Origin of the sequence: Streptomyces endocoffeicus (genome assembly GCF_016741935.1) — a bacterium.
In the GTDB taxonomy this organism is placed as follows: Bacteria; Actinomycetota; Actinomycetes; order Streptomycetales; family Streptomycetaceae; genus Streptomyces; species Streptomyces endocoffeicus.
The window spans coordinates 302,102-326,604 of sequence record NZ_JAERRG010000007.1 but is presented as its reverse complement, the minus strand read 5'-3'; the positions used below and the strand labels follow the sequence as shown (position 1 = coordinate 326,604).

Below are 24,503 nucleotides of genomic sequence, written 5' to 3'. Positions count from 1 at the left end.
ATGAGTTCCGCGGACTTGGCCGGTCTACCCCGTCGTACACCATCGGACCTCGGACTGGAGACTCACCATGACCACTCCCGCACACGCCGGTCGCATGCTGTTCGTGAACATGCCCGTGGCGGACATCGAGCGCAGCAAGGCGTTCTTCGCGCGGCTCGGGTTCGGCTACAACCCGATGTTCACCGATGAGACCGCCGCCTGCATGCTGGTCGGCGAGCAAGCCTCCGTCATGCTGCTCAGCCACGAGAAGTTCGCGCAGTTCGCGAAGTTGCCGATGGCCGATCCCACCACGCACACGCTGGCGCTCTACTGCTTCAGCGTGTCAGCCCGCGATGAGGTCGACACGGTCGCCGAGGCCGCGCTTGCCGCGGGCGGCTCCGAGGCGGATGGCCCCGAGGACCACGGCTTCATGTACTCACGCAGCTTCTACGACCTCGACGGCCACGGCTGGCAGGTCATGTGGATGGATCCGTCGAGCACCTCGGACAGCTCGACTTCCTCCACGCCCGCGAGAGCGTGATCCTGCTCGGCCCACCGGGCACCGGCAAGACCCACCTCGCCGTCACCTCGTTTCCAAGCCGAAACGTGCCGGAGAACGCGACGGCTGCCGCGCAAACCTCACGGACCTGCATCGCCCCCTTCCTCGTCGCTTACTGAACGTCGACGTAGTCGGCGGTGCCGGTGGCGGTGCCGGTGGTGGAGGTGCCGGCGAATGACCAGCGCCAGTAACCATCGGTGGCGGCCTTGACCGTGGTCTTCAGAGCGCCGCCGGTACCCGTGGTCACCGTCTTGACGGTGGTGTAGGTGCTGGTGCCCTTCTTGCGGAACTGCAGTTTCACCGGCTGGCCGGTGTAGCCGGCGTACCTGTAGGTCTCCCAGCTGGCGCGGGTCAGCTTGCCGGTGACACTGAGGGTCTTGCCCCTCTTCACCGGCTCCGGCGAGGCGTTGACCGTCAGCTTGGCGTAGCGCCTGACCTTCACCGTGGCGGCGACGTCCTTGCTGACATAGTCCCAGTCGTTGCCACTGGCGCTGGCGCACACCTTCCAGGTTCCGGCCGTGGTGTTGTCCTGAGGGTCGATCCGCGGGTTCATGGTCAAGGCGTAGGTGCAGGTGGTCGTGGTGGTGCTGTGAGCCACGCAGTCACCGGACACGTCGTCGGGGATAACCAGCCCGTAGGGGGCGTCGGGCATTTTCTGGCCGGGCCCGTGCCACAGTACGGGGAAGGTGTAGTCCTCCTTGATACCCGAGTCGTCGGTGGCGGTCACCGCGATGGTGAAGGTCTTCGGGTTCGTGGTGCCCAGGACGATGTTGGACCCGCCGTTGACGACCACCTTGGTGATTTCGGTGTCGCCCACGGCCTCATCCGCCTGGGCGGCGCCTGGAACAACGAACGCGGACAGGGCCAGGGCGCTGGCAACGGCGGCCACGGTGGCGCGCTTACGCATAAGTGTGTTCCCCCACACTCTGATGGCCCCGGGAGGTCCGGGACCAAAACCGGCGAGGCGCATCCGACGCAGGGGAGGCCGACTCCTCCGGGTAAAGGCGGCCTCATCCGCTCGGTGCCCGGACGGCACGGAAGACGACTGCCGAACCCCCGGAATGGTTGCACCGGCAGGACGAGGCTGGGACGTGGGGCTGGAGGCGGCGCCGCGTTCAATCGTCCCGTGATGCGCAAAGGCAGGGCCCGTCCATGTGGCCGTTCAGATGGAAGAGGAGCCACTCAAGCCGGTTGGCTGTGACTCCGAGGAACGAGGCCCACTCGTGCATGGTGCTGACGTAGGTGGCGTAACGGGTTGGCCAATGACGCGTGCCGGCCGCCTCCCAGCTGAACCACTTATGGGCATTCAGTGAGTGAAAGACTCGAGCATCCAGGATCAGGGCCCGGTCACATCCGGCGTCGCGGTCGTCGACGGCCGCGAACCACTTGGTGAAGAAGGAGCGCCCCACCCCGTTGAGGACGAACTGCCTGTAGGCCCCGCTCAGGTCACCGCTTCGGACCGACTGGCGCGTGGTCCGGAGGACAGCAGGCAGGCGGGCATCGGACAGGGCAGCCTCGGTGTATCGCGGGCCGCGTCCGTTCGTAGTACCCGAGCCCCAGATCATGACAGCCACGAACAGGTCGCGTAGACCGTCAGGATCGTCGCCGACGTGGTCACGGAGGTCGACCAGGTCGCCCCGGCTGATGAGACGGTCTCCGCTCCGCCCGCTCACAGATTCAACGCCGATATCGAGTACGTGCGCCGCTCCGTACGGCTCCAGCCGTGGGCGCCACGTGCTTGGGCGGAAGCGCACTGGCTCCTGCCTGCAATCGCGATAGCGGTCAACGAGCTTCTGAAGCTGCTCCATCATGATCCCCCCGGGGCCACGGCGACGGCGTGGCGTGACGTGCGCCATAGCGTATGGGAGGAAAGGCCAGGAGTGGTTTGTCGGCGCCGAGCAATAGCCTGGGACTGTCAGCCGTGGCGCGCCTGGAGGTTTCGTGGAAGCTACCGCTCTCACCAGCCCCGACCGGTTGTGGTCGGCGCAGGAGGTCCTGACGCGCCCAAGCTCTGTCCCGGCGGTCGCGGGAGTCTACGGGTGGTACTTCGAGCAGCCGCCCCACCCGGACTTGGACGCCCGATGCCTGCTCTACGTCGGCATAGCGCCGCGGTACATGGCGAACCGCACCAGCACCCAGAACCTGCGCAAGCGGGTGCGGTATCACTACCGAGGCAATGCGGCCGGCTCGACGCTGCGGCTCACGCTCGGTTGCCTGCTCGGACTTGAGCTGCGCCGCGTGGGCAGCGGTAAGCGGATGACCTTCGGCAAGGTCGGCGAGGCCACCCTGAGCCAGTGGATGGCGGACAACGCCCGAGTGTGCTGGCTTGAGCAGGAGGAGCCATGGGCTTTGGAGACACAGCTCATCTCCCGACTCGACCTACCGCTGAACCTCGACCAGAACGGCCACAACGCATTCCACAGCCGCCTGAAGGAACTGCGGGCTCAAGCACGCCAGCGGGCACGGGAGTTGCCCATCAGCGCGTAGGTCTATCGGCCGGGCACCCTCAGGAGACGGTCAGGAAGGAGTGAACTCGTACTGCAGCTCGTAGAGATGCCCGGCCTTGGTCATCACCGTCGCTTCGATGGGGCGCTCGCCATCGCTGTAGACGACGCGCAGCGTTCGCAGGACGGGAAGGTTCCCCGGCAGGCCGAGCACCGTGTACTGCTCCTGCGTCGGTACGCGCGCGGAGACCTTGTCGACGCTGAGGCGGGGTGGGTAGCCCAGCTCCGCGAGGAGAGCCGGGGTGCCGCCCTTGATCTTGCGGCGGTCCATCATCGCCGTCCCGCGAGCCAGCTCCAGCGGGTAGTACGACTTCACCAGTTCCACCGGCTCGTCGTCCAGGAGCAGCACCTGCGCCCGCAGCAGCGCCATGCCGTCCTCCGGGAGCCGCAGCGCTTCGGCCACGTCGGCGGGTGGGCGGATCTCGGTGACGTCGAGGAGCTGGCTGCTGCCGCGAGCCTGGTGGCCCGCCGCAGCCTCACTGATCCATCGGTACGGCTCTCCGGGCGCGGCCGGGGCCATGTACGAGGCGGGGCGCATGGTGCGCTGCCGGTGTTCGCGTACGGTGACGGCTGCTCCGGCGCGGCCGACCGCCAGCCCTTCGTCCTTCAGGAGCTGCAAGGCTTTCTGTACGGTCGCGTTCGAGGCGGTGAACCGCTCCTTGAGCTGGGCGGTCGAGGGAAGCTTGGCGCCGGGAGGAAGGTCGCCGGACATGATCTCGTCGCGTAGGTCGGCGGCGATCCGTTCGTGCAGCGACCGCTGGTCGACTGCGTTCTGTTCTGCCTTCGGCACGGTCATCCCATCCTGAGTTCGTAGCGCAGGCGCTGGCGTTGGGCGGGCATGGTGATCAGGTCGGCCTGAATGGGCCGTTCGTCCTCGTCGAGCACGACCCGCTCCAGGCACAGCACCGGTTCCTCCGTGCCGGTCCGCAGCAGTTCCCGCACCTGCGCGTCCGGCATGCGCGCCGTCACGTCCTCGCGCACCCGGCGACCCACATGCCCCAGCTCGGCGAGCAGCGCCACCGCTCCTCCTCGGATCTTCGCGGTGCCCGCGAGGCCAGTGCCTGCGGCGATATGCGCCGGGTAGTAGGAGTCGGTCAGCTCGCACGGCTCCTCGTCGAGGTACATGATCCGGCGCCGTACGACGACCGTATCCCCGTCCCCGAGCCCCAGAAGGCGGGCCACGACAGCCGGAGTGGGAACCTCCCCGGCATGCAGGATGCGCTGCGTCCCACGCCTGCCGCGCGCTGCCGCTTCCTCACCCCATGCGTCGCCCCGATCGCCCTCAACAGGCCGCAGATAGGGCATCGAGGAACTGATCCACGCATCGCTGGCCACTGAGCCCCTCCTCAAGCGTGATCGACACTCGCCGACCTTGCCGCTTTACACAGTAAGCGACCCCTTGGCCATCACCCCCAGAGAGTACCTCGCTACCTTTCGCGAATAGCGGTAAGGTGATGTCGCTCTCACACCCAGCTCTGAGGCGGTGACTCGCCATGCCCCTGATGCGGCAGCAGTTCTTCACGCGACGTAAGCCATCCATTCGCGCAACGCGACAGTTCGTCACCGGCACGCTCTCCGAATGGGGTTACGTAGATCGCTTGGAGGAGATCCAGTTATGCGTGTCGGAGATCGCCACCAACGCCCTCCTGCACGGTGTCCCGCCCGGCCGGCTGTTCCGGGTACGGATCGAAGCAGCCGAGGAAGAGGTACGCATCGAAGTGCGCGACTCCGGCCCCGGCCGACCGGCGGCCCAATCCCCGCGCACGGACAGCGAGAACGGCCGCGGCCTGCTACTCGTAGGCGAACTCGCGGACGCCTGGGGCGACATCGAGCACACGGTCGGCAAGACGGTCTGGTTCACCGTCAAGGCAACGCAAGCCCAGGGGCGGGCCCAATGACGGTCCACTCCGAGACCAACAGCAGCTCGGATCTCGACCGGCTCCACCGCGATGAGATCACCGTGGCGATGAACTGGGTCATCCGCACCTGCCAGGACATCATCCGCGACCACAGCCACAAGGCCTTCTGGGTCCCCACCGGAACAGCGACCGGCGCCACCCCGACCACGGAGGATTTGATCGAGTCGGCCCGCACCGACGTCCTCAGCAAGCTCAGGCGCCAAATCGATGGCACCGAGGCCATCATCGGCGACGCGGAACATGAACGCACCAGGCGCCGGGGGTGAGTTGCGCCCGCCCCACGCGTTCAAGGCGCCGCGCCATCGGCGCGGCGGTACAACTGCCACACATCAACGGCGGCGGGCGCCCAACAAGAAGGCGACGTCTATCGAGGCGATCGCGCCCCAGATCCAGCAGATCACCGTGACGTCCGCCGGGGCCAAGGCTGTGGTCAGTGCGCCCAGCCCGATCGTGCCCAGCACCACCTTGGCGTTGCGCTTCGTTGCGAGGGCTGTGCGTAGCGGTCCCGGTTCGGCAAGCCGGTCCGCCAGATAGGCGTCGAACGCTTCCGCGACTTGGTCGTCGATCTCGTCGCGTATCCGAGTATCCAGTGAGTTAGACATGGACAACCCCCTGTGTAAGGGCAAGCGGCATCACAGCCTGTGCGTCCGGCCCGCCTGTCCGCACCTTTGTCCTTACGCTAGCTATTGCAGAGGATTTCTGCAAACAATCTCTGCAACTCTGCAGAGACTCTCTGCAGTAGGGTTGCCGCATGGCTGAGCGTCCTGAGACACGGGTTCTCACCGGCCCGGACCTCAAGGCCTTCTACAAGGCGTTGTCCAACCCGGTGCGCCGAGACATCCTGAGCTATCTCGGCGAGCACGGCGAGGCGAACTCGACCAGCGTCGCCAAGGCGCTCGGCGAGAGCACCGGCACCACCAGCTACCACCTGCGCAAGCTCGCGGAACTCAACCTGATCGCCGAGATCGAGGAGAAGTCCAGCGGCCGTGAACGCTGGTGGAAGTCGCTGATGACGGACATCTTCACGCCTCCAGGGCTCGTTATGACGGCCGACGAACGGGAAGCGGCGGTGAAGATCGGCGCGCTCAAGATGACGCAAGATCTGAGTCTCGTCGTGAGTGCGTACACCGGCTATGACAACTCGGCAGGCTGGAACCAGATCCAGCGCTCCGGCCTGTGGATGACCAAGGATCAGGTGGCAGCGTTTGTCGAGGAGTACCAGACGCTGCTGCGCAAGTACGCGACCGAACCGGGGGATCGTCCTTCGGGCTCCCGCAACATGGCCGTCCGCCTTGTTGTGCTGCCCGACCAGGAGCGTCCCCAGCTCACATTGCCCCCTGAAGCGGACGACGACTAGCGCCGTCCGCCAATCAGCTGCGCGGGGTGGGGCGCAGGGTGTCAGCTCAGGGCGGCTTCCCCCGTGTGGACCGCTCGTAGGGCGCGCTCGACGGTCTCCTCGTTTTCGCCGACCGGGGCCACGTAGTCGAGGACGGCGCGGGCGGCGTCGTCCCCGAGGGTGCGGGTGATGACCCAGGTGCCGAGGTACTGGGAGGCCAGACAGCCGCCCGCCGTGGCGATGTTGCCCTCGGCGTGGAAGGGGACGTCCAGGACGGTGACGCCGCCGGCTTCGACGAAGGGGCGGGTCTTGATGTCCGTGCAGGCGGGCATGTCGTCGAGCAGCCCTAGCTTGGCGAGGATCAGTGCGCCGGAGCACTGGGCGCCGATCAGCTGGTGTGACGGGTCGAGGGGGAGCCTGGAGATCAGGTGGTCGTCGGCGACGACGTCGCGTGTCTTCACGCCGCTGCCGATCAGTACGACGTCGGCTTCCGGCACGAACTCCATCGGGCGCTGGCCGGTGACCTCGACGCCGTTCATGGAGGTGATGACCGGCGTCGGCGTCGTGATGAACGCCTCCAGGCCGTCCTTTCGGCACCGGTTGATCAGCGCCGAGGCGATGAAGCTGTCGAGCTCGTTGAATCCGTCAAAGGTGACCACGGCTACCTGCTGCATGACATCTCCCTCGACCTTGACGACGGCAGGGTGGCTCAGCCTCTCAGGTGTGCTGTGGTCGGGGCACGGGCCAATGGGTGGGTGGTGGCCCTTTTGGTGGCGGTCCTGTAGGGGTCCAGTACCAGTCCTTAAGACGTCTTTAGGACTTACGCTGAGAGTGTCCGCAGCGGCCGTACGACCGAGGACGGTGAGCACTCATGGCCAAGTACGAGCAGATCGCGGATGCCCTTCGTCAGAGCATCCGCGCAGGTCAGCTCGGTCCCGGGGAGCGGCTTCCGGCCGAGGACAAGCTTGCGGCGCGGTATCGGACGAGTGTGCCGACGCTTCAGCGGGCGCTGTCGGAGCTGGTGGCCGAGGGGCTGATCGACAGGCGGCACGGGGTGGGGACGTTCGTACGGACCCCGCGCCGGCGGGTCGAGCGGAGCAATGAGCGGCACCAGTGGGAGAAGGACCGGGCCCGCCGGTCCAGGGCGGAGCGGCTGCGGACCGGGTCGACCGAGCACGACACCGGGCTGGAGGTCGGTGACCTCGCCTTTCACGCCGAGTACCGCGACGCGAAGGCCGATGAGGACCTGGCGTCGGTGTTCGGGATCCCGTTGGGCACGCGGCTGCTGGAGCGGATCTACCGCACCAACTGCCGCGAGGAGGACGCGCCGTTCGCGCTCGTGCACTCCTACCTGGTCCACGATGTCGTGGCCGTCAACCCCGACCTGCTCGACGCCGCCCATGAGCCCTGGCCCGGCGGCACGCAGAATCAGCTCTACACGATCGGCATCGAGCTGGACCGCATAGCGGAACGGATCACGGCCCGGCCGCCGACGGTGGAGGAGGCGGAGGCGCTCGGCCTCAAGAAGGGAGTGTCGGTGATCGTTCTCCGGAAGATCTGCACGGACATCGGCGATCGGGTCGTCGAGGTCTCCGACGTGACGCTGTGCGGAGACCGTACGGAACTCGTCTTCACCACGCCCCTGAGGAGGTGGTGACCATGCCGAACACGATCACCGTCATCACCGCGGTGCACGCCCCGGGTGCCGCGCATCTGCCGGACGCCCACAAGTCGTTGCGCGAGCAGGAACTGCCGGACGGCTGGGACTGGCAGTGGGTGATCCAGGAGGACGGCGAGACCGACGCCGTACGCCCTTACGTACCCGATGACGCCCGGGTCAGCTTCGGTCAGGGGCGGGCCGGCCGGGCCGCGATGGCGCGCATGATGGGGCTCTCCCGGGCCGAGGGGGATTACGTCAAGGTGCTGGACGCCGACGACATGCTCACCCCCGGCGCCCTCGCCCGCGACCTCCGCGCGCTCACCGACCACCCCGATCTCGGCTGGGCCACCTCCCGCGCCCTGGATCTGCTGCCCGACGGCTCCACCGTCGGCTTCGAGGGGGACCCGCCGCAGGGGCCCGTCGCACGCGGCGCGGTCCTCGAATTCTGGCGGGCGAACGACCACCGCGCCCAGGTCCACCCCGCCACCCTCTTCGTACGCCGGGACCTGCTCCTCGCCCTCGGCGGCTGGATGGCCCTCCCCGCCTCCGAGGACACCGGCCTCCTCATGGCCCTCAACGCGGTCAGCCGCGGCTGGTTCACCGCCGAGACGGGTCTGCTCTACCGCAAGTGGCCCGGCCAGGTCACCAGCCAGTCCGCCCATACCGACGCGGCCGAGCGCGCGGCACGCTTCGCGGTGGTCGAGGCGCGGGCCCGGGTCCTGGCCGCCATGGACGGCTGGCGCTACGACACCCGCTGAAAACCCGCTCGCCCCCACCGATGAGTTTGTGCGGCCTCCCCGGTCTGAGAGGAGGAAGAGCTCACCGACCGCATCCCACGGATCCCACGGAGGGGCATCATGAGGAAGATCATCGCCAGCCTGTTCATCTCGCTCGACGGGGTCGTGGAGGCGCCCGACCAGTGGCACTTCCCCTACTTCAACGACGAGATGGGCGCCGCCGTCGACGCGGTCCTCGGCGCGTCCGACACCCTCCTCATCGGCCGCAAGACCTACGACAGCTTCGCCGGAGCCTGGCCGGACCGCGAGGCGGCGGGCGGTGAGGACGCCCACTTCGCCAAGAAGCTCGGCGACGCCCGCAAGATCGTCCTGTCCCGCCAGGACCTCAGCTTCACCTGGCGGAACTCCGAGCTGTTCAAGGGCGACTTCGCGGACGCCGTCACCGCGCTGAAGAACGAACCGGGCGGGGACATCGCCCTCAGCGGCTCGGTCTCCGTCGTCCGGCAGCTCATGGCGCACGGCCTGCTGGACGAGCTGCACCTGCTGGTCCACCCGATCGCCGTCCGCAAGGGCATGCGGCTGTTCGACGAGGCCGAGACCACGATTCCGCTGAAACTGCTCTCTTCCGCCACGTTCAGCACCGGTGTGCTGCACCTCGTCTACGCCCCGGCCGAGTCCACCGCCGACGCCACCTACGAGGACGCCAAGACCCACCTGCCCCAGGGCGACCAGTAGCCGCCCGAGCCCTCAGGGCAGGGTCTCCGCGTCGACCCGCGAGAAGACCAGGTCGCTTTCCTCCGTGACCGGCCCCCGCCAGCGGACCGGAACCTCCGGTGCGCGCCGCAGGGCGTCGGGGTAGCTGCCTGCCGCGTAGTCGTTGGGCAGGCGGTAGACGTGGAAGCCGTGGCCCTTGAGGGTGGTCAGCAGGTCTTCTACGGAGTCGCCCAGGTCGGACATGCGCTGGGGGGTGACCTCGACGGTCAGTTCGGCGTCGGGGCGCAGTTTGTCGAGGAGGGGGACGAGGCCGCGGATCACACTGCCCTCCGCGCCCTCCACGTCGATCTTGATGACCCGGGCGTTGGTGATCTCGTCGTCGGTGAGGAGGTCGGGCAGGGGCTGGGCCGCGATCTCGAAGGTGGACTCGGCGGGGCCGTCGTAGGGGACGACGCTGTTGGCGCCCATGTTGCGGGAGCTGGCGAGGATGAAGGTCAGCTGCTCGTCGCGGTCGGAGACGGCCGCGTTGAGGGCGCGGATGTTGGTGCGGTCGTTGCGCCGGGCGTGGCGCTGGAGGAGCTGGTGGAACGTCGGTGAGGCCTCGATCGCCACCACCGTCCCGGCGCGCCCGATGAGGGGGGAGGCGAGGAGGCTGTAGTAGCCGATGTTGGCCCCGACGTCCACGAAGACGTCCCCGGGCTTCAGCCGGCGCTGGAGCCACCGCGTCATATGGGGCTCCCAGACGCCGAAGAGGTAGAGGTACCGCTGGATGAGGTCCTGGGTGTCGACGGCGAAGGTGGCGCCGAAGCGCGTACGGGCCAGGCGGTGCAGGGGGCGGTCCCGCAGCGCGGCGTTGAGGTGGCGCTCGACCAGGGCCCGCTTTCCGGCGCTCCAGGGCGCGTGGCGTACGTACTCACGGCCGAGGTCGAGAGCGGCCTGGTCGAGCCTGCGGATCACGGGGTCTCCAGGTGGGGAGGTGTCTTCTTGGGTGCGGGGTGCGGGGTGCGGGGTGCGGGTGCGGGGTGCGGTCTCGTGCGCTGTCGCGCCGCCGCACCGGTGCCCAGTGTCCCCCCGACATGGCCCCGGGCACGCCCTGGACATGGCCCGAGCATGCCCCGGACATGGAAGCGCCCGACCGCTGGCGACGGGGGATGCACCAGCGGTCGGGCTGTACCTAAGCGTAACGCGGCCACCGGGGTGGGGAAGCCGACTCCTCCCTCGCGGGAGCAGTTGTGACCGCGATCACGCAACGTTCGCGCAACGTCGTTACCGACCGCACGGAGGCGCATACGACAGCCGGGGGAGGTATTCGTCCCATTTCTCCGGGGTCAGCACACCTCGCGTCATCGAGCAGATGCGACGCACCGCCTCGTCCACGTCCAGGCTCCACAGCCGGACCGTGTCCGCGCCGCTGGACACCCCGAGCATCTGGCTGTGCGGGCTGAACGACAGGAAGTTGCCGGTCTTGGCGTTGGGGCTCAGCGACTGGCCGATGGACGTGGCCTTGGACGGGACGGTGACGTCCCACAGCCGGACCGCGTTGTCGTTGCCGCCGCTCGCGAGCGTGTTTCCGTCCTGGCTGAAGGTCAGCGACACGATCGCGTCGGTGTGGCCGGTGAGCGGGGACCGCAGCCGGGTCACCCTGCCGGGGTCGGTGACGTCCCAGAGCCGGACCGTGTTGTCGTCGCTGCCGCTGGCCAGCGTATGGCCGTCCGGGGTGAAGACGAGCGCGTTGACGGGTCCGAGGTGGCCCGTGACCGGCCCGCCCCGCGGGGTGGCGTGGCGCGGGTCGGTCACCTTCCACAGCCGGATGGTGTTGTCCGCGCTGCCGCTGGCCAGCGTGCGGCCGTCCGGGCTGAAGACGAGGGAGTTGACGTAGCCCCGGTGGCCGGTGAGCGGTTTGCCGAGCCGGCGGACGTGCGACGGGTCGCTGACGTTCCACAGCTGGATGGTGTTGTCGTTGTACGCGGTCGCCATCATGCGCCCGTCCGGCGTGAAGCCCAGCGCGCCCGCGAACCTGGTCCGCAGGGGGAGGGGCGGCTGGTACGGAACGGGCCGGGTCGGATCGGTGACGTTCCACAGCCGCACCTGGCGGTCTCCGGTCATCATCGCGAGGGTGTGGCCGTCCGGGGTGAACGTCAGCTCCCGCACCGTGCCCTCCCCGGGGTCGAACGGCTCGCCCAGCGGCACCGGCCGGTTGGGATCCTTCACGTTCCACAGCCGGACCTTCTCGTCGCGCCCGGCCGTGGCGAGCACCCGCCCGTCCGGGCGGAACACCCCGATCCGGCCGACCATGTCCGACGTCGGGATCGACCACAGCCGGACCGTGTTGTCGCCGCTCCCGGTGGCGAGGGTCCGCCCGTCGGGGCTGAAGCCCAGGGCGTACATCTCACCGCTGCTCCCCGCGAGCGGCTCGCCGACCTGCGACGGGTACGCCGGATCGCTGACGTTCCACAGACTCGCCGTACTGTCCTGGCTGGCGGCGGCGAGCATGGATCCGTCCGGGCTGAAGGACACCGACCAGATGGGGCCGATGTGCCCGGTGAGCGGCGAGCCCAGCGGCTCCGCGTGGCGCGGATCGCCGACGTCCCACAGCCGGATGGTGTTGTCCGCGCTGCCGCTGGCGAGGGTCCGGCCGTCCGGGCTGAACGCCACGGAGTGGATCAGGTCCTTGTGGCCGGTCAGCACCTTGCCGATCCGCTTCGGACGGCGCGGATCGGCCATGTTCCACAACCTGATCGAGGCATCGTCGCCGGCGGCCGCCAGCGTGCGCCCGTCGGGGCTGAACGCCACGGAGCGCACGGCGGCGTTGGCGCCGGTCAGCGCGCCGATCGCCGTCGGCCGGTCCGGGCGCCTCATGTCCCAGAGGCGAACGACGCGACCTTCCGTGGCGGTGGCCAGCGTGCGCCCGTCCGGGCTGAAGGCGAGCAGATAGATCGTGCCGTCGTGGTGGGAGAGGGGCGCGCCGAGCGGGCGCGGATGGCGGGGGTCCCGTACGTCCCACAACCGGATCGTGCCGTCGTCGCCCGCGCTGGCGAGGGTGCGGCCGTCCGGGCTGAAGACCGCACTGCTCACCCAGCTCTTATGGCCGGTGAGGGGCTTGCCCAGCGGTTTGGGGCGGGCCCGGTCCCGCACGTCCCACAGCCGGACGGTCCGGTCGTAGCTGGCGGTGGCCAGCAGCCGCCCGTTCGGGCTGAACGAGGTGAGGTAGACGGCGCCGGTGTGCCCGTGCAGCGGCGTGGCCAGCGGCGCGTTCACCACCGACAGCAGCCGGTTCCTGGTGGCCTCGTCGTGCGGCCGCAAATCGTGTGCCACCAGGGCGAGCTGGGCGGACAGCGACGGATCCGTGTTCTGGTAGCGATCGGCCTCGGTGACCACCTGCTCGAACACCGCGTCGTCCCGCTGCTGCCACGCGACCACCGCCGTACCGGCGGCCAGCACCGCCAGTACGACCAGAGCCGACACCGCGCCACGGCGGAGCCACACCGTGCGCTTGCGCAGCCGGACCGAGGCGGCGAGGAACTCCACCGCGCTACGGGTCAGATAGGTGCCACCCGCGGCCTTCGCCCAGGTGTGGGCCTGCTCCAGCCGGGAGCCCCGGTAGAGCAGGGACGAGTCGCGGTTCGAGCCCTCCCAGGACCGGCCGTCCTCCTCCAGCCGCTGGCGCACCAGATGGTCGTTGCGGTCCTCGTCGATCCAGTCGCGCAGCCGTGGCCAGGCGTGGAGCAGCGCCTCATGGGTGATCTCCACGGTCTCGGCGTCGAGGGTCACCAGGCGGGCGCGGACCAGCGTTTCGAGCGATTCCTCCGTCTTGCCCGGATCCGTCGACTCCCTCGCCAGCTGGTGCCGTGTCCCCCGTCTGCGGGTGGCCTGGGTGTCCTCGCCCAGCCGGACCAGCCGGAGGAGCAGCAGCCTCGCGGCCGTGCGCGCCTCGGAGTCGAGGCTGGACCAGGCCCGCTCGGCGGTCGCCGCCACCGCCCCCTGGATGCCGCCCGCCGCGCGGTAACCGGCCAGCGTCAGCCGTCCGCCCTTCCGCCGCTGCCAGGTGGCGAGCAGGGCGTGGGAGAGGAGCGGCAGTACGCCCGCGTCATGCGTCCCACGGGGGCCGTCGGCGCTCACCTCCCGGACGATCAGCTCCGCGAGCCCCGGTTCGAGCTCCAGACCCACCGCCTTGGCCGGGCCGGTCACCGCCTCGCGCAACTCGGCGGTGGTCAGCGGCCCGAGCACCATGTGCCGGTGCTGGAGCGCGTCGGCCAGTTCGGGGTAGCCCAGGCACAGCTCGTAGAAGTCCGCGCGGATGCCGAGGACGACGAGCACGGGGGGCGGCTCGCCGGGGCCGGCGGGGGTGCAGGCGGCGTGGAGGAGCTGGATGAACGTACGCCGGTCGGCCTCGTCGGAGCCGAGGGTGAACGCCTCCTCGAACTGATCCACGATCACGACGGGGCGGGCGTCGGAGGACGACGTCTCGCGGTCCGCCCACGCGGTGACGGCCTCGCGGACCGCGTGGGTGAATTGCGGGGTGCCGGGCTCGGCGGCTGGTTCGTGTGTGGCTGGATTGTTTGCTGCCGGTTTGTCTGTTGCCGATTTTTCTGTTGGTGGCGCGTCTGCTGGTGGCGCGTCTGTTGTCGGTGCGTCTGCTGGTGGTCCGTCAGCCGCCCGCTCGTCCGCGTCCGGTTCCGGTTCGTCCGGTTCCGGCTGGTCTGGTTCCGGTTGGTCCGGTTCCGGTTCCTCCGCCGTGGGGACCATGCGCGCGAGTTCGGGGATGTGGCGGGCCAGCTCCGCGAGCGGGTCGCCGCCCGGGACGAGTTGCAGTACGCCCCTCGCCCGGCCGTCCCCGTCGCCCGGTGCCCCGGTGCGCAGCGCGGGCACCAGACCGGCGTTCAGCAGCGAGGACTTCCCCGCCCCCGAAGCGCCCACGAGCACGACCAGGCCGCCTGTCTGCTCCGCCGCGTGCAGCTGGGTGACGAGGGCGTCCGTGCTCCGCTCCCGGCCGAAGAACCACCGGGCGTCCTGCCGGCGGTACGAGGCCAGGCCCCGGTACGGGCATACGCCGCCGGGGACCGCCGGGCCCTCGGCCGGGGGCCCTTCCTCCTCTTCCGCGGCCGGCGCGGGGCGTTCGCCGACCGGGTCGGCCAGCGCACGCTCCCACAGCCGTTGCCAGCGGGACATGTCGTACAGGCCCGGGGACACCGGTACGGGCCGCGAGCGCCGTGCGTCGGGTATCAGGACATGCAGGACGGCCGCGAGGGCGGCGAACTGGGCGGGTACGTTCTTTGCTCGTCGCCAGTCGCTGATCCGCTGGGCGGAGACCCGTACGGGCCGCCCCCGCTCATCGGTCCGCTGGAGTCGGACGACTGCCTCGGCCACGCTCTTGAGGGGAGGATTACCGGCCTCCCTGTACAGCAGTGCGAGGCGTTCCGCGAAGGCTATGCGTGCCCCCGAGTCGGAACTCAAGGTCTCCACTCCTTACTTCCCCCGCGCTGGACATCCGGACCGGAAAACTCACTTTATATGGCTGACCAGCGGAGAAACCGGCGGCGTGATACCGGAACCTCCTCGGTGGGAGGCACAGCTGGCAGGATCATGGCGCGATAGCGCATCCACCACGAGCCGTCCAGCCAGGCCATCAGCTCAGCGCACGGAGAGACAACCCATGGCACCGCATGTTCTCGGTCAGCTTTCGTCTCGGTCACGAGACGGTGGGCGCGGGCGCGTCGCGTGAGCCCCGGAGATCCGTGAAGCAGGTCCCCTCGGGGGCGGCGGTCGCATCGACCACGGATCCGGCCCCCTGATCCGCAGCCGTACGGCGCGGATCGGCACCGCTCCAGCGTTCGGCACCGGTCCCCACGAGGGGAGGGACCGGCGCCGGACGTTGTGGCGGTTCTGTCGTCTCTGCTACGTCACCTGAGCGCGCGCGTCAGCCGAGCGTGCGTCAGCCGGGCGTGTACGTGAGCAGGGCGCGTGCGTGAGCCGGGCGGCGTGTGTCATCGGGGCGCGGCGGGCCAGTCGTCGGGGCCGCCACCGTGCCATTCGATCAGCTCGGGGTTGTCGAGGGGCGCGTCCTCTTCCATCACACCCGCGCGGTGCAGGAGCCGCCGGAACTCGTCCGGGCTCACCACCACTCCGACGTCGGCGCCGTCGATCAGCACACGGCGGCGGCCGTCCAGCGGTTCGTCCACCACGACGCGAGCCGGGGCCGGGGTCTTGTCCTCCATACGACCAGGCTCGCCGCTCACGGCGTCGACCGCACCTCGGGCGGGACGCGCCGACGAAATCGTGGCCGACGCGCGAGGGCCTGGGACCGGTCATCGGTCCCAGGCCCTCTGTCATACGGGTCGTACATACGGGTCGTATCGGTCGAGCGGGTCGAGCCGGTCGTCGCCGGTCAGCCGCAGTTGCCGCCGCACTGGCACGGGCCGCCGGACTGACAGCCGCAGCCGCAGCCCGAGCCGCAGCCGCATGCGCCGACGGGGTGGGTCGGAGCGGGTTCGGGCTTGGAGAGGTCCGCCATGCGTCTCCTCCTCGGGAGGGGTCACGTCATCTGCTGCTCATGGTGCCGACGACCCGGCGGCCGAGCGCAGGGGCGCGTCGACGGCGCTTTGGTGCACACCGTCGCAGACGCTCACGCCCCGTAGCCGTTCGCGCCCTTCGACGGTCACGGCCCCTTCGACCGGCACGGCCCCTTCGGCGGTCACGCCCCTTCGACGTCCCCCTGCGGGGACATCTCGTCGGCGTGCTCACCGGTGACCAGGTAGACCACGCGCTTGGCGACCGAGACCGCGTGGTCCGCGAACCGCTCGTAGTAGCGGCCGAGCAGCGTGACATCCACGGCCGTCTCGATGCCGTGCTTCCAGCGGTCGTCCATCAGGTGCTGGAAGAGGGCGCGGTGCAGGGTGTCCATCGCGTCGTCGTCCTGCTCCAGCTGGAGCGCGAGGTCGACGTCCTTGGTGATGATGACCTCGGCGGCCTTCGCCATCAGCCGCTGGGCGAGCTGGCCCATCTCCAGGATCGTGGCGTGCAGGTCGTGCGGCACGGCCGAGTCCGGGAAGCGGAGCCGGGCCAGCTTGGCGACGTGCTGCGCGAGGTCGCCGGAGCGCTCCAGGTCGGCGCTCATCCGCAGGCTGGTCACCACGATCCGCAGATCGGTGGCGACCGGCTGCTGCCGGGCGAGCAGGGCTATCGCCCGTCCCTCCAGATCCCGCTGCAGAACATCGACCTTCTCATCGGCGGCGATGACGCTCTCGGCGAGCTTGAGGTCCGCGTCGAGAATGGCAGTGGTGGCACGGCCGATGGCCGAACCGACGAGCCGGGCCATGTCGACCAGGCCGTCCCCGATCGAATCAAGCTCCTCGTGGTACGCGTCCCGCATCACTGACCTCTTTCACTGACTCTCGGTGACGATCTTTGACAGGCTCTGACAGGTTCCTGGCAGTCTCCGTGGCTCATGCCCCGGGGCCCCACACTTCCACGCTCCGGCCGAAACGCGTCCGCTTCCGGCATCGGGCGTTAATCACACCTGATGCACAGGTGAACTCTCGGCAACGCGGCCCCGGCCGCCCCGTGTGACGCCCGCTCGACGAAACGTCCGGAGTGAACCGATACCGACTCCTCGGTGAACTCTCGGCAACGTCTGACCGAGGGGATCGTCACGGGGCTGTGGAGGGGTCTCGCCGCCCGCATAACCTGGACGCATGAACGTGAACGCGGCGATCGCCGCAGTGGCGGCGCTCGCCGGGTTGTGCACCGGCGTCATCGCCATGCTGGCGTTCCGCTGGAGCGAGCGTGAACAGGCGAAGCCTACGCGCTCCTCGCTGCATACCGACGCCGTGCTGCCGCCCGGCGTGGACACCGTGCTTTCGGTCCTGCGCTCCTCGGCCGTCGTCCTCGACGAAGCGGACGCCGTCGTCAAGGCGAGCTCGGCCGCGTACGCGCTGGGCCTGGTGCGCGGCGGCAAGCTGGCCGTCGAGCCGATGCTGGCGATGGCCCGCGACACCCGGCGGGACGGCGAGATCCGGCAGATCGAGCTCGATCTGCCGCGCCGCGGCACCGGCCGGGGCGGCGACGCGCTCGCGGTCTCCGCCAGAGTGGCCCCGCTGGGCTCCCGGCTGGTCCTGCTGCTCGTCGAGGACCTCACCGAGGCCCGCCGGATCGAGGCCGTACGACGCGACTTCGTCGCCAACGTCAGCCATGAGCTCAAGACCCCGGTCGGCGCGCTGTCCCTGCTGTCCGAGGCCGTGATGGACGCGTCCGACGAACCGGAGGCAGTCACCCGCTTCGCCGGGCGGATGCAGGTCGAGGCCACCCGCCTGACCAGCCTGGTCCAGGAGCTCATCGACCTCTCCCGGGTGCAGAACGACGACCCGCTGGAGGACGCCGAGCCGGTCCGGGTGGACGAGCTCGTCGCCGAGGCCATCGACCGGTGCCGTCACCAGGCGGGCACCAAACACATCACGATGGCCACGGGCGGCACCGCCGAACTGCACGTCTGGGGCAACCGCGGCCAGTTGGCCGCCGCGCTCGGCAATCTCGTCGAGAACGCGGTCAACTACAGCCCGGCCCGCACCCGCGTCGGCATCGCCGCCCGCCGCATCCCCGCGACCGGCGGCGACCTGATCGAGATCGCCGTGACCGACCAGGGCATAGGCATCTCGGAGAAGGACCGCGAGCGGATCTTCGAGCGCTTCTACCGAGTCGACCCCGCCCGCTCGCGGCAGACCGGCGGAACCGGGCTCGGGCTCGCCATCGTCAAGCATGTGGCCGCCTCGCACGGCGGGGAGGTGACCGTGTGGAGCGCCGAGGGACAGGGCTCCACCTTCACCCTGAGACTCCCGGAAGCCGGTGCGGCGCGGGACCGGGACCGCTCGCGGAGCCAGCCGCGCGAGTCGAGCGAGTCGTACGACACCGGAGACCTCGATGGCGAGGACCAAGGCCGGCCGTACGAGACCTTCACCAATGAACCACTCTCAGCCCCGGAGGTCCTTCCGTGACCCGAGTTCTGGTCGTCGAGGACGAGGAATCGTTCAGCGACGCACTGTCGTACATGCTTCGCAAGGAGGGATTCGAGGTCGCGATCGCGACTACGGGCCCCGAGGGGCTCGATGAGTTCGAGCGGAACGGCGCCGACCTGGTGCTGCTCGACCTGATGCTGCCGGGCCTGCCCGGTACGGAGGTCTGCCGCCAGCTGCGCGGCCGGTCCAATGTCCCGGTGATCATGGTGACCGCCAAGGACAGCGAGATCGACAAGGTGGTCGGGCTGGAAATAGGCGCCGACGACTATGTGACCAAGCCCTTCTCCTCGCGCGAACTGGTCGCCCGGATCAGAGCCGTGCTGCGCCGCCGCGGCGAGCCGGAGGAGGTCACCCCGGCCGCCCTGGAGGCCGGACCGGTCCGGATGGACGTCGACCGGCACGTGGTCACGGTCGGCGGCGGCAAGGTGGACCTCCCGCTGAAGGAGTTCGACCTGCTGGAGATGTTGCTCCGCAACGCGGGCCGGGTGCTGACCCGTATGCAGCTGATCGACCGCGTCTGGGGCGCGGACTACGTGGGCGACACCAAGACCCTCGACGTCCACGTCAAGCGCCTCCGGGCGAAGATCGAACCCGACCCGGGCGCGCCTCGGTACCTGGTGACGGTGCGGGGCCTGGGCTACAAGTTCGAGCCGTAAACCGGCTCGGCCGAGCCGTAAGGCCGGCTCATACGAGCCGTAAAACCGGCCATACGAGCCGTAAGGCCGGCTCATACGAGCCGTGGCTCATACGGCCGTGAAGACCGGCTCATGCGCGAGGGCGGCCCTGGAAACCTCCAGGGCCGCCCTCGCGCATGCCTGGGCGGGTCGCTGAGACCCGCGGAGACCCGCCGACGGGTCTCAGTGACCGCCGCCGTTCGGGTTGGGCTCGCCGGACGCGATGCCGTTCGGGGTGCCGCTGCTCTCCTCGCCGCCGGGCTGGCCGCTCGCCGTGTCGGACGGGGTGCCATTGGGCGTACCACTGGCGGTGCCATTGGGCGTACCACTCGGCTTGCCGCTGGGCGTCGCCGAGCCCGACGGCTTGGCGGTCGGCAGCTCGGACGGGCCCCAGCCCTTGAAGTAGCTCTTGGCCGGGACCACGAACGCGGTGATCGGGATGTCGCCGGTCGAGCTCAGGTCGAAGACGACCCGCTGCGCGTTGCCGTCCTGGGTGGCCTCGCGCCCGTCGCTGACGACGGCGGACGCGTTGCCCTCGCCGCCGAAGGCCACCGAGCCGCCGTGCGGGACCACGACCGGGCCCTTGCCCTTGGCCGGCGAGAGCTTCACCTGAGCGCTGGTGCCGGGGAGGGTGATGGCCTTGACGGTCTGGTCGTTCTTGCCGTTGTTGAAGATCCGGCCGGTGACGACGGCCGGGCCCTTGGCCGCGCGGTCCGGCTGGGTCACCACGGTGGCGTTCTGGATCTTGATGTCCCCGACGGACGTCGCGGCGTTGTCGGGCTTGACCTCCAGCGTCTGCGCGTCGTTCCCCGCCGCGCAGGCGGAGAGCGGGGCGATCGAGACCACGATGGCGGCTGCGGCGAGGGCGCCGCGTCGAAGGCTGCTGCTCACGGCGGCGGCATCTCCTAGGACGAGGTAAAGGTTGGATCAGCGCGCTTAGATTACCGATCCGCCCTCTTCGGCCCGCACCCGACCCGCCCCAAGGCGATCGCCCCCCGGGGCGGCACGCCCGTACGCTGCCGGTTCCGCTGTGGTTCCGGCCTGGTTCCGGTGTGGTTCCGGTGTGGTTCGGACATGGTTCCGGCGCGCTTCCCGCGTGCGTTACGCGGTCCGTACGGCGCCGCCCCGAAGTCCCGAATATCGGCTCGGCCGGCCGCGCGGGAGATTATCGGTAAGGAATCCATGCATGCCCGAGAATTGATCACAGACTTGATCCGCTCTGCGTGATCATCGTTGTGATCAATTCGCGAATCGGGGCCGGATCCCTCGCTCCTGATCCGAACGGAGTAGCGGAAGTCCATCGACTGGACTCCGGCAAAACGGGACGTAGGGCCACTCGTCCGGGCTTCTTCCGACGCGTAACGGGTGGGTTTCGGGGTGCCCGGACAGCGGCCCCCACCTGCGAATACCCGGTTCCGCAGGCCCCGTGCAGCACGTCCCTGCCGCACTTGTCAAGCCCCGAGATATGCCCTGACCTGCGAAAACGCCATTCAGAAGAAGGCGTTCCCGTGTTACCCTGGATAGCCACGGAAGGGGTACCTGTCACATGACGTTCAAGGTTGGCGACACCGTGGTCTATCCCCATCACGGGGCCGCGCTGATCGAGGCCATCGAAACTCGCCAGATCAAAGGCGTGGACAAGACCTACTTGGTGCTGAAGGTCGCTCAGGGTGACCTGACGGTTCGTGTGCCGGCGGACAATGCGGAGTTCGTCGGTGTGCGTGATGTGGTCGGCCAGGACGGGCTGGATCGGGTCTTCGAGGTGCTGCGTGCACCGTATGCGGAAGAACCGACGAACTGGTCCCGTCGCTACAAGGCAAATCTCGAGAAGCTCGCCTCCGGCGATGTGATCAAGGTTGCCGAGGTCGTGCGTGACCTGTGGCGCCGAGAGCGTGAGCGCGGACTCTCCGCCGGTGAGAAGCGCATGCTCGCCAAGGCCCGCCAGATCCTGGTGAGCGAGCTCGCCCTCGCCGAGAGCACCAACGAGGACAAGGCCGAGGCCCTGCTCGATGAGGTTCTCGCGTCCTGACAAATCAATGCCGTGGTGCCCGAGTGACTCAGACGTGAATTCCCGCTAAATCGTCTGTCGCCGGGCGCTGCGGCATGCGTACGTGCCGGACGTCATTGATCCCCGATGTCATTGACCTACCTGGACGATGTCATTGACCTGGACGTCATTGACCCCCTGGGCGATCTCCTTTGATCCCCCGAGCGATCTCCGAGCCCCCGGTCCATCGCACCGCACCTGGTGGTCCATCGCACCTGGTGCCGATGTGCCACCGCGCGCACGGTGCGCGGTATAGGTGTGCCGGGCCCGGGCAGCTGGCTCGACCAGTCGTCACGGAAGGGGCCGGTCGGGGCATCGCGCCCGGCACGCTGTGGCCATACCCATCTCGGCTGAGGAAGCAAACCTGAACGCCAACTCAATGTCCGCAACTCCGGATCACGGCGGCTACGGCGCGTCCGGGCGAACCGCCCGCACCGCCCGCACCGCCGCCGTGATCCCCGCCGCGGGCCGCGGAGTGCGGCTGGGCCCGGGCGCCCCCAAGGCGCTGCGCCCGCTGAGCGGCACGCCCATGCTCGTCCACGCCGTACGGGCGATGGCCGGATCCCGCTCCGTCTCCCTCGTCGTCGTGGTCGCCCCGCCGGACGGCGCCGACGAGGTGCGGCGGCTGCTGGACGCGTATCCGCTGAGCGGCAGCCTCGGCGACACCACCGAGCTGGTCGTCGTGCCCGGCGGCGAGACCCGCCAGGAGTCGGTGCGCAGGGGGCTGGCCGCCGTCCCCGAGAACGTCACCACCGTGCTGGTGCACGACGCGGCGCGGCCGCTGGTGCCCGTGGACACGGTGGACGCGGTCGTCGCCGCCGTACGGGACGGGGCGCCCGCCGTCGTCCCGGCGCTGCCGCTGGCCGACACCGTGAAGCAGGTCGAGCCGCGCACCGGGGAGCGGGCCGGTGAGCCCGAGCCGGTGGTCGGCACTCCCGAGCGCGCGCTGCTGCGCGCCGTCCAGACCCCCCAGGGGTTCGACCGCGCCACGCTCGTGGCCGCCCACGAGAAGATCGTCCTGGAGGGCGAGGGCGCCACGGACGACGCGGGCATGGTGGAGCGGCTCGGCGTCGAAGTCGTGGTCGTCCCTGGCCACGAGGAGGCGTTCAAGGTGACCCGCCCGCTGGACCTGGTGCTGGCCGAGGCGGTCCTGGCCCGCAGGAGGGCGAACGATGGCTTCTGACGCGGCGATGCTCCCCCTGGTGGGCATCGGCACGGATGTGCACGCCTTCGAGAAGGGCCGTGAGCTGTGGTGCGCCGGGCTGCTGTGGGAGGGCGAGGAGTACGGACTCGCCGGGCACTCCGACGGCGATGTGGCCGCGCACGCCGCCTGCGACGCGCTGTTCTCCGCCGCCGGTCTCGGTGATCTCGGCGCCCACTTCGGCACCGACCGCCCCGAGTGGTCCGGCGCGGCCGGCACCACGCTGCTCGCCGAGGCCGCCCGGATCGTCCGGGACGCGGGCTTCGGGATCGGCAATGTGGCGATCCAGGTGATCGGCGTACGCCCGAAGATCGGCAAACGGCGCGACGAGGCGACGAAGGCGCTGACGGCGGCCGTGGGCGCCCCCGTCTCGGTGTCCGGTACCACCACGGACGGGCTGGGGCTGACCGGCCGTGCCGAGGGGCTCGCGGCGATCGCGACGGCGCTGGTGTTCCGGCGGTAGAGACGACCGGTGGTCCGCAGGGGGCGCGGGGGGCGCGGGTGCTCCGGCGGTGGCGTCGGTGCTCCGGTGCTCCGGTGCTCCGGCGTTCTGGACGGCGCGCGGGTGCGTCCGGAGTGTCACCCGCGTCCCGAGTGTCACGCTTCTGTGTCCCCGTAGGGGAAGGGGCGCGGGGCACCGTTCTCTTCCCACTACCCTTGATGCGTGACTATTCGCCTGTACGACACCAGCGCCCGGCAGATCCGTGACTTCATCCCGCTCAAGCCGGGCTGCGTCTCGATCTACCTGTGCGGCGCGACCGTGCAGGCTGCCCCGCATATCGGGCACATCAGGTCGGGGCTGAATTTCGACATCATGCGCCGTTGGTTCGTCCACCGCGGCTATGACGTGACGTTCATCCGCAATGTCACGGACATCGACGACAAGATCATCGCGAAGTCGGCGGAGCAGAAGCGCCCCTGGTGGGCGATCGGCTACGAGAACGAGCGCGCCTTCAACCAGGCGTACGACATCCTCGGCTGCCTGCCCGTGACCTATGAGCCGCGGGCGACCGGTCACGTCCCCGAGATGATCGAGATGATGCGGGAGCTGATCGACCGGGGTCATGCATATGCCGCCGAGGGCAATGTCTACTTCGATGTGCGCTCGTTCCCCGAGTATCTGAAGCTCTCCAACCAGGATCTGGACGGACTGCGCCAGCCCTCCGGCGAGGGCGAGACCGGCAAGCGCGACCCGCGCGATTTCGCCATGTGGAAGGCGGCGAAGCCGGGGGAGCCCAGCTGGGAGACCCCGTGGGGGCGCGGCCGTCCCGGCTGGCACCTGGAGTGCTCGGCGATGGCGCACAAGTACCTGGGGCGAGCCTTCGACATCCACGGCGGCGGCGTCGACCTGATCTTCCCGCACCATGAGAACGAGATCGCGCAGGCCAAGGCGTTCGGCGACGACTTCGCCGCCTATTGGGCGCACAACGCCTGGGTGACCATGAGCGGCGAGAAGATGAGCAAGTCGCTCGGGAATTCGGTGCTGGTCTCCGAGATGGTCAAGCGCTGGCGTCCGATCGTGCTCCGCTACTACCTGGGCACCCCGCACTACCGGTCGATGATCGAGTACAGCGAGGAGGCCCTGCGCGAGGCCGAATCCGCGTTCGCGCGGATCGAGGGCTTCATCCAGCGCGTGGTGGAGAAGGCCGGGAACGTCGAGCCCGCCGCCGAGGTGCCGCCCGCCTTCGCCGAGGCGATGGACGACGACCTCGGGGTGCCGCAGGCGCTCGCGGTCGTCCACACCACCGTCCGCCAGGGGAACTCCGCCCTGACCGCCGACGACAAGGAGGCGGCGGTCGCCCGGCTCGCCGAGGTGCGGGCCATGCTGGGCGTGCTGGGCCTCGATCCGCTCGATGAGCACTGGTCGGGCGGATCGGACCGGGGTGAGGATCTGCACGGCGTGGTCGATTCCCTCGTCCGGCTGGTCCTGGAGCAGCGGCAGGCCGCGCGGGCCCGTAAGGACTACGCGACGGCGGACGCGATCCGCGATCAGCTCCAGCAGTCGGGTCTGGTGATCGAGGACACCCCGTCCGGGCCGCGCTGGGAGCTGGGCAACCGCTGACCTCGCTGTTTGTGCCGCCCGCCGCGTCGGGCGGCACACTTGTGACCGTACATACGACCGTACGACCGTAGACGCGTGTGGCGTTCGACGTTTTTCCGTTGCC

27 protein-coding genes are annotated in these 24,503 nt (G+C 69.5%); 15 read left to right on the top strand and 12 right to left on the bottom strand.

The genetic code is table 11. The annotated features are described in order from the left end of the window. The first annotated feature begins 67 nt into the window (after nucleotides 1-67). Together JK364_RS57575 and JK364_RS58050 are read left to right on the top strand one after the other, a co-directional pair. Nucleotides 68-520, top strand: a complete 453-nt coding sequence (locus tag JK364_RS57575) for a VOC family protein (RefSeq protein ID WP_201852477.1) — start codon at nucleotides 68-70, stop codon at nucleotides 518-520. After that, entirely contained in the window at nucleotides 460-657 is a 198-nt protein-coding gene (locus tag JK364_RS58050) for an ATP-binding protein (protein ID WP_372461965.1), read from the top strand. Before JK364_RS57575 ends, JK364_RS58050 begins: the two co-directional genes overlap by 61 nt. Here the strand turns inward: JK364_RS58050 and JK364_RS20040 are convergent. Both JK364_RS20040 and JK364_RS20035 read right to left on the bottom strand, forming a co-directional pair. Then, nucleotides 651-1,445, bottom strand: a complete 795-nt coding sequence (locus JK364_RS20040) for a DUF5707 domain-containing protein (RefSeq protein WP_201852476.1) — start codon at nucleotides 1,443-1,445, stop codon at nucleotides 651-653. The two genes, JK364_RS58050 and JK364_RS20040, sit on opposite strands and share 7 nt — an antisense overlap. A 208-nt stretch (nucleotides 1,446-1,653) precedes the next feature. After that, the gene (locus JK364_RS20035; RefSeq protein WP_201852475.1) at nucleotides 1,654-2,349 is read right to left on the bottom strand and encodes an 8-oxoguanine DNA glycosylase OGG fold protein; all 696 of its coding nucleotides are present in this window, start codon (nucleotides 2,347-2,349) and stop codon (nucleotides 1,654-1,656) included. A 130-nt stretch (nucleotides 2,350-2,479) separates the two neighbouring features. Here JK364_RS20035 and JK364_RS20030 point away from each other — a divergent pair, with 130 nt between their 5' ends. Beyond that, nucleotides 2,480-3,025 (top strand): GIY-YIG nuclease family protein, encoded by a 546-nt coding sequence (locus JK364_RS20030; protein ID WP_201852474.1) that lies wholly within the window; start codon nucleotides 2,480-2,482, stop codon nucleotides 3,023-3,025. Nucleotides 3,026-3,055: 30 nt separating this feature from the next. Here the strand turns inward: JK364_RS20030 and JK364_RS20025 are convergent, their stop codons facing one another. Together JK364_RS20025 and JK364_RS20020 are read right to left on the bottom strand one after the other, a co-directional pair. Then, nucleotides 3,056-3,838, bottom strand: a complete 783-nt coding sequence (locus JK364_RS20025) for a GntR family transcriptional regulator (RefSeq protein WP_201852473.1) — start codon at nucleotides 3,836-3,838, stop codon at nucleotides 3,056-3,058. Then, entirely contained in the window at nucleotides 3,835-4,377 is a 543-nt protein-coding gene (locus tag JK364_RS20020; protein WP_201852472.1) for a GntR family transcriptional regulator, read from the bottom strand. The genes JK364_RS20025 and JK364_RS20020 overlap by 4 nt, the downstream gene beginning before the upstream one ends. Nucleotides 4,378-4,535: 158 nt before the next feature. Here JK364_RS20020 and JK364_RS20015 point away from each other — a divergent pair, with 158 nt between their 5' ends. After that, nucleotides 4,536-4,940, top strand: a complete 405-nt coding sequence (locus JK364_RS20015) for an ATP-binding protein (protein WP_201852471.1) — start codon at nucleotides 4,536-4,538, stop codon at nucleotides 4,938-4,940. After that, nucleotides 4,937-5,227, top strand: a complete 291-nt coding sequence (locus JK364_RS20010; protein WP_201852470.1) for a hypothetical protein — start codon at nucleotides 4,937-4,939, stop codon at nucleotides 5,225-5,227. The genes JK364_RS20015 and JK364_RS20010 overlap by 4 nt, the downstream gene beginning before the upstream one ends. 63 nt (nucleotides 5,228-5,290) lie before the next feature. Here the strand turns inward: JK364_RS20010 and JK364_RS20005 are convergent, their stop codons facing one another. Beyond that, a complete protein-coding gene (locus JK364_RS20005) occupies nucleotides 5,291-5,563 on the bottom strand; it encodes a hypothetical protein (protein WP_201852469.1) in 273 nt (90 codons plus the stop codon). 149 nt (nucleotides 5,564-5,712) lie between these two features. On the opposite strand from JK364_RS20005, the gene JK364_RS20000 reads away from it, so the two are divergent. Beyond that, on the top strand, nucleotides 5,713-6,318 hold the full coding sequence (locus JK364_RS20000; RefSeq protein ID WP_201852468.1) for an ArsR/SmtB family transcription factor: 606 nt from the start codon (nucleotides 5,713-5,715) through the stop codon (nucleotides 6,316-6,318). A gap of 41 nt (nucleotides 6,319-6,359) precedes the next feature. On the opposite strand, the gene JK364_RS19995 is transcribed toward JK364_RS20000, so the two are convergent. Continuing rightward, on the bottom strand, nucleotides 6,360-6,971 hold the full coding sequence (locus JK364_RS19995) for a DJ-1/PfpI family protein (RefSeq protein ID WP_201852467.1): 612 nt from the start codon (nucleotides 6,969-6,971) through the stop codon (nucleotides 6,360-6,362). A 197-nt stretch (nucleotides 6,972-7,168) separates the two neighbouring features. Between JK364_RS19995 and JK364_RS19990 the strand changes: the two genes are divergently transcribed. The 3 genes from JK364_RS19990 (at nucleotide 7,169) to JK364_RS19980 (ending at nucleotide 9,429) form a co-directional block, all read left to right on the top strand. After that, entirely contained in the window at nucleotides 7,169-7,954 is a 786-nt protein-coding gene (locus JK364_RS19990) for a GntR family transcriptional regulator (RefSeq protein ID WP_201852466.1), read from the top strand. A gap of 2 nt (nucleotides 7,955-7,956) precedes the next feature. Then, a complete protein-coding gene (locus JK364_RS19985) occupies nucleotides 7,957-8,715 on the top strand; it encodes a glycosyltransferase family 2 protein (protein ID WP_201852465.1) in 759 nt (252 codons plus the stop codon). A 99-nt stretch (nucleotides 8,716-8,814) separates the two neighbouring features. Beyond that, nucleotides 8,815-9,429 carry a dihydrofolate reductase family protein gene (locus JK364_RS19980; RefSeq protein WP_201852464.1) on the top strand — a complete coding sequence of 205 codons (615 nt, stop codon included), beginning with the start codon at nucleotides 8,815-8,817 and terminating at the stop codon, nucleotides 9,427-9,429. A gap of 12 nt (nucleotides 9,430-9,441) precedes the next feature. On the opposite strand, the gene JK364_RS19975 is transcribed toward JK364_RS19980, so the two are convergent. The 5 genes from JK364_RS19975 to phoU form a co-directional block, all read right to left on the bottom strand. Beyond that, complete coding sequence (locus JK364_RS19975) at nucleotides 9,442-10,365, bottom strand: FkbM family methyltransferase (protein WP_201852463.1); 924 nt, start codon at nucleotides 10,363-10,365, stop codon at nucleotides 9,442-9,444. A gap of 309 nt (nucleotides 10,366-10,674) precedes the next feature. Next, nucleotides 10,675-14,871, bottom strand: a complete 4,197-nt coding sequence (locus tag JK364_RS19970; protein WP_307841332.1) for an nSTAND1 domain-containing NTPase — start codon at nucleotides 14,869-14,871, stop codon at nucleotides 10,675-10,677. 521 nt (nucleotides 14,872-15,392) lie between these two features. Then, nucleotides 15,393-15,623, bottom strand: a complete 231-nt coding sequence (locus JK364_RS19965) for a hypothetical protein (protein ID WP_201852461.1) — start codon at nucleotides 15,621-15,623, stop codon at nucleotides 15,393-15,395. Nucleotides 15,624-15,734: 111 nt separating this feature from the next. Further along, nucleotides 15,735-15,869 carry a hypothetical protein gene (locus tag JK364_RS57035; RefSeq protein WP_269146276.1) on the bottom strand — a complete coding sequence of 45 codons (135 nt, stop codon included), beginning with the start codon at nucleotides 15,867-15,869 and terminating at the stop codon, nucleotides 15,735-15,737. A 230-nt stretch (nucleotides 15,870-16,099) separates the two neighbouring features. Then, on the bottom strand, nucleotides 16,100-16,777 hold the full coding sequence (gene phoU / locus JK364_RS19960; RefSeq protein WP_201852460.1) for a phosphate signaling complex protein PhoU: 678 nt from the start codon (nucleotides 16,775-16,777) through the stop codon (nucleotides 16,100-16,102). 322 nt (nucleotides 16,778-17,099) lie between these two features. On the opposite strand from phoU, the gene phoR reads away from it, so the two are divergent. Next, a complete protein-coding gene (gene phoR, locus JK364_RS19955) occupies nucleotides 17,100-18,395 on the top strand; it encodes a two-component system sensor histidine kinase PhoR (RefSeq protein WP_201852459.1) in 1,296 nt (431 codons plus the stop codon). Continuing rightward, nucleotides 18,392-19,072, top strand: coding sequence for a two-component system response regulator PhoP (gene phoP / locus JK364_RS19950; protein ID WP_037960596.1), 681 nt, complete (start codon nucleotides 18,392-18,394; stop codon nucleotides 19,070-19,072). The genes phoR and phoP overlap by 4 nt, the downstream gene beginning before the upstream one ends. A gap of 201 nt (nucleotides 19,073-19,273) precedes the next feature. Here phoP and JK364_RS19945 read toward each other — a convergent pair whose 3' ends face one another. Next, nucleotides 19,274-19,981: a DUF461 domain-containing protein gene (locus tag JK364_RS19945; RefSeq protein ID WP_201852458.1), complete on the bottom strand. Its 708-nt coding sequence runs from the start codon at nucleotides 19,979-19,981 to the stop codon at nucleotides 19,274-19,276. Nucleotides 19,982-20,636: 655 nt separating this feature from the next. On the opposite strand from JK364_RS19945, the gene JK364_RS19940 reads away from it, so the two are divergent. The 4 genes from JK364_RS19940 to cysS all read left to right on the top strand — a co-directional run bounded on the left by JK364_RS19940 (nucleotide 20,637) and on the right by cysS (nucleotide 24,400). Then, a complete protein-coding gene (locus JK364_RS19940) occupies nucleotides 20,637-21,119 on the top strand; it encodes a CarD family transcriptional regulator (RefSeq protein ID WP_009716930.1) in 483 nt (160 codons plus the stop codon). 397 nt (nucleotides 21,120-21,516) lie between these two features. Then, nucleotides 21,517-22,320, top strand: coding sequence for a 2-C-methyl-D-erythritol 4-phosphate cytidylyltransferase (gene ispD, locus JK364_RS19935; RefSeq protein WP_201852457.1), 804 nt, complete (start codon nucleotides 21,517-21,519; stop codon nucleotides 22,318-22,320). Then, on the top strand, nucleotides 22,310-22,801 hold the full coding sequence (gene ispF, locus JK364_RS19930) for a 2-C-methyl-D-erythritol 2,4-cyclodiphosphate synthase (protein ID WP_201852456.1): 492 nt from the start codon (nucleotides 22,310-22,312) through the stop codon (nucleotides 22,799-22,801). Before ispD ends, ispF begins: the two co-directional genes overlap by 11 nt. 201 nt (nucleotides 22,802-23,002) lie before the next feature. After that, nucleotides 23,003-24,400, top strand: coding sequence for a cysteine--tRNA ligase (gene cysS / locus JK364_RS19925; protein WP_201852455.1), 1,398 nt, complete (start codon nucleotides 23,003-23,005; stop codon nucleotides 24,398-24,400). Nucleotides 24,401-24,503: the final 103 nt, after the last annotated feature.

Bases quoted from the DNA above. Each gene is read 5' to 3' on its own strand.
- JK364_RS57575 (WP_201852477.1), top strand. From the start codon at position 68: ATGACCACTCCCGCACACGCCGGTCGCATGCTGTTCGTGAACATGCCC.
- JK364_RS20040 (WP_201852476.1), bottom strand. From the start codon at position 1,445: ATGCGTAAGCGCGCCACCGTGGCCGCCGTTGCCAGCGCCCTGGCCCTG.
- JK364_RS20035 (WP_201852475.1), bottom strand. From the start codon at position 2,349: ATGATGGAGCAGCTTCAGAAGCTCGTTGACCGCTATCGCGATTGCAGG.
- JK364_RS20025 (WP_201852473.1), bottom strand. From the start codon at position 3,838: ATGACCGTGCCGAAGGCAGAACAGAACGCAGTCGACCAGCGGTCGCTG.
- JK364_RS20015 (WP_201852471.1), top strand. From the start codon at position 4,536: ATGCCCCTGATGCGGCAGCAGTTCTTCACGCGACGTAAGCCATCCATT.
- JK364_RS20010 (WP_201852470.1), top strand. From the start codon at position 4,937: ATGACGGTCCACTCCGAGACCAACAGCAGCTCGGATCTCGACCGGCTC.
- JK364_RS20005 (WP_201852469.1), bottom strand. From the start codon at position 5,563: ATGTCTAACTCACTGGATACTCGGATACGCGACGAGATCGACGACCAA.
- JK364_RS20000 (WP_201852468.1), top strand. From the start codon at position 5,713: ATGGCTGAGCGTCCTGAGACACGGGTTCTCACCGGCCCGGACCTCAAG.
- JK364_RS19995 (WP_201852467.1), bottom strand. From the start codon at position 6,971: ATGCAGCAGGTAGCCGTGGTCACCTTTGACGGATTCAACGAGCTCGAC.
- JK364_RS19990 (WP_201852466.1), top strand. From the start codon at position 7,169: ATGGCCAAGTACGAGCAGATCGCGGATGCCCTTCGTCAGAGCATCCGC.
- JK364_RS19985 (WP_201852465.1), top strand. From the start codon at position 7,957: ATGCCGAACACGATCACCGTCATCACCGCGGTGCACGCCCCGGGTGCC.
- JK364_RS19980 (WP_201852464.1), top strand. From the start codon at position 8,815: ATGAGGAAGATCATCGCCAGCCTGTTCATCTCGCTCGACGGGGTCGTG.
- JK364_RS19965 (WP_201852461.1), bottom strand. From the start codon at position 15,623: ATGGAGGACAAGACCCCGGCCCCGGCTCGCGTCGTGGTGGACGAACCG.
- JK364_RS57035 (WP_269146276.1), bottom strand. From the start codon at position 15,869: ATGCGGCTGCGGCTCGGGCTGCGGCTGCGGCTGTCAGTCCGGCGGCCC.
- phoU (WP_201852460.1), bottom strand. From the start codon at position 16,777: ATGCGGGACGCGTACCACGAGGAGCTTGATTCGATCGGGGACGGCCTG.
- phoR (WP_201852459.1), top strand. From the start codon at position 17,100: ATGAACGTGAACGCGGCGATCGCCGCAGTGGCGGCGCTCGCCGGGTTG.
- JK364_RS19940 (WP_009716930.1), top strand. From the start codon at position 20,637: ATGACGTTCAAGGTTGGCGACACCGTGGTCTATCCCCATCACGGGGCC.
- ispD (WP_201852457.1), top strand. From the start codon at position 21,517: ATGTCCGCAACTCCGGATCACGGCGGCTACGGCGCGTCCGGGCGAACC.
- ispF (WP_201852456.1), top strand. From the start codon at position 22,310: ATGGCTTCTGACGCGGCGATGCTCCCCCTGGTGGGCATCGGCACGGAT.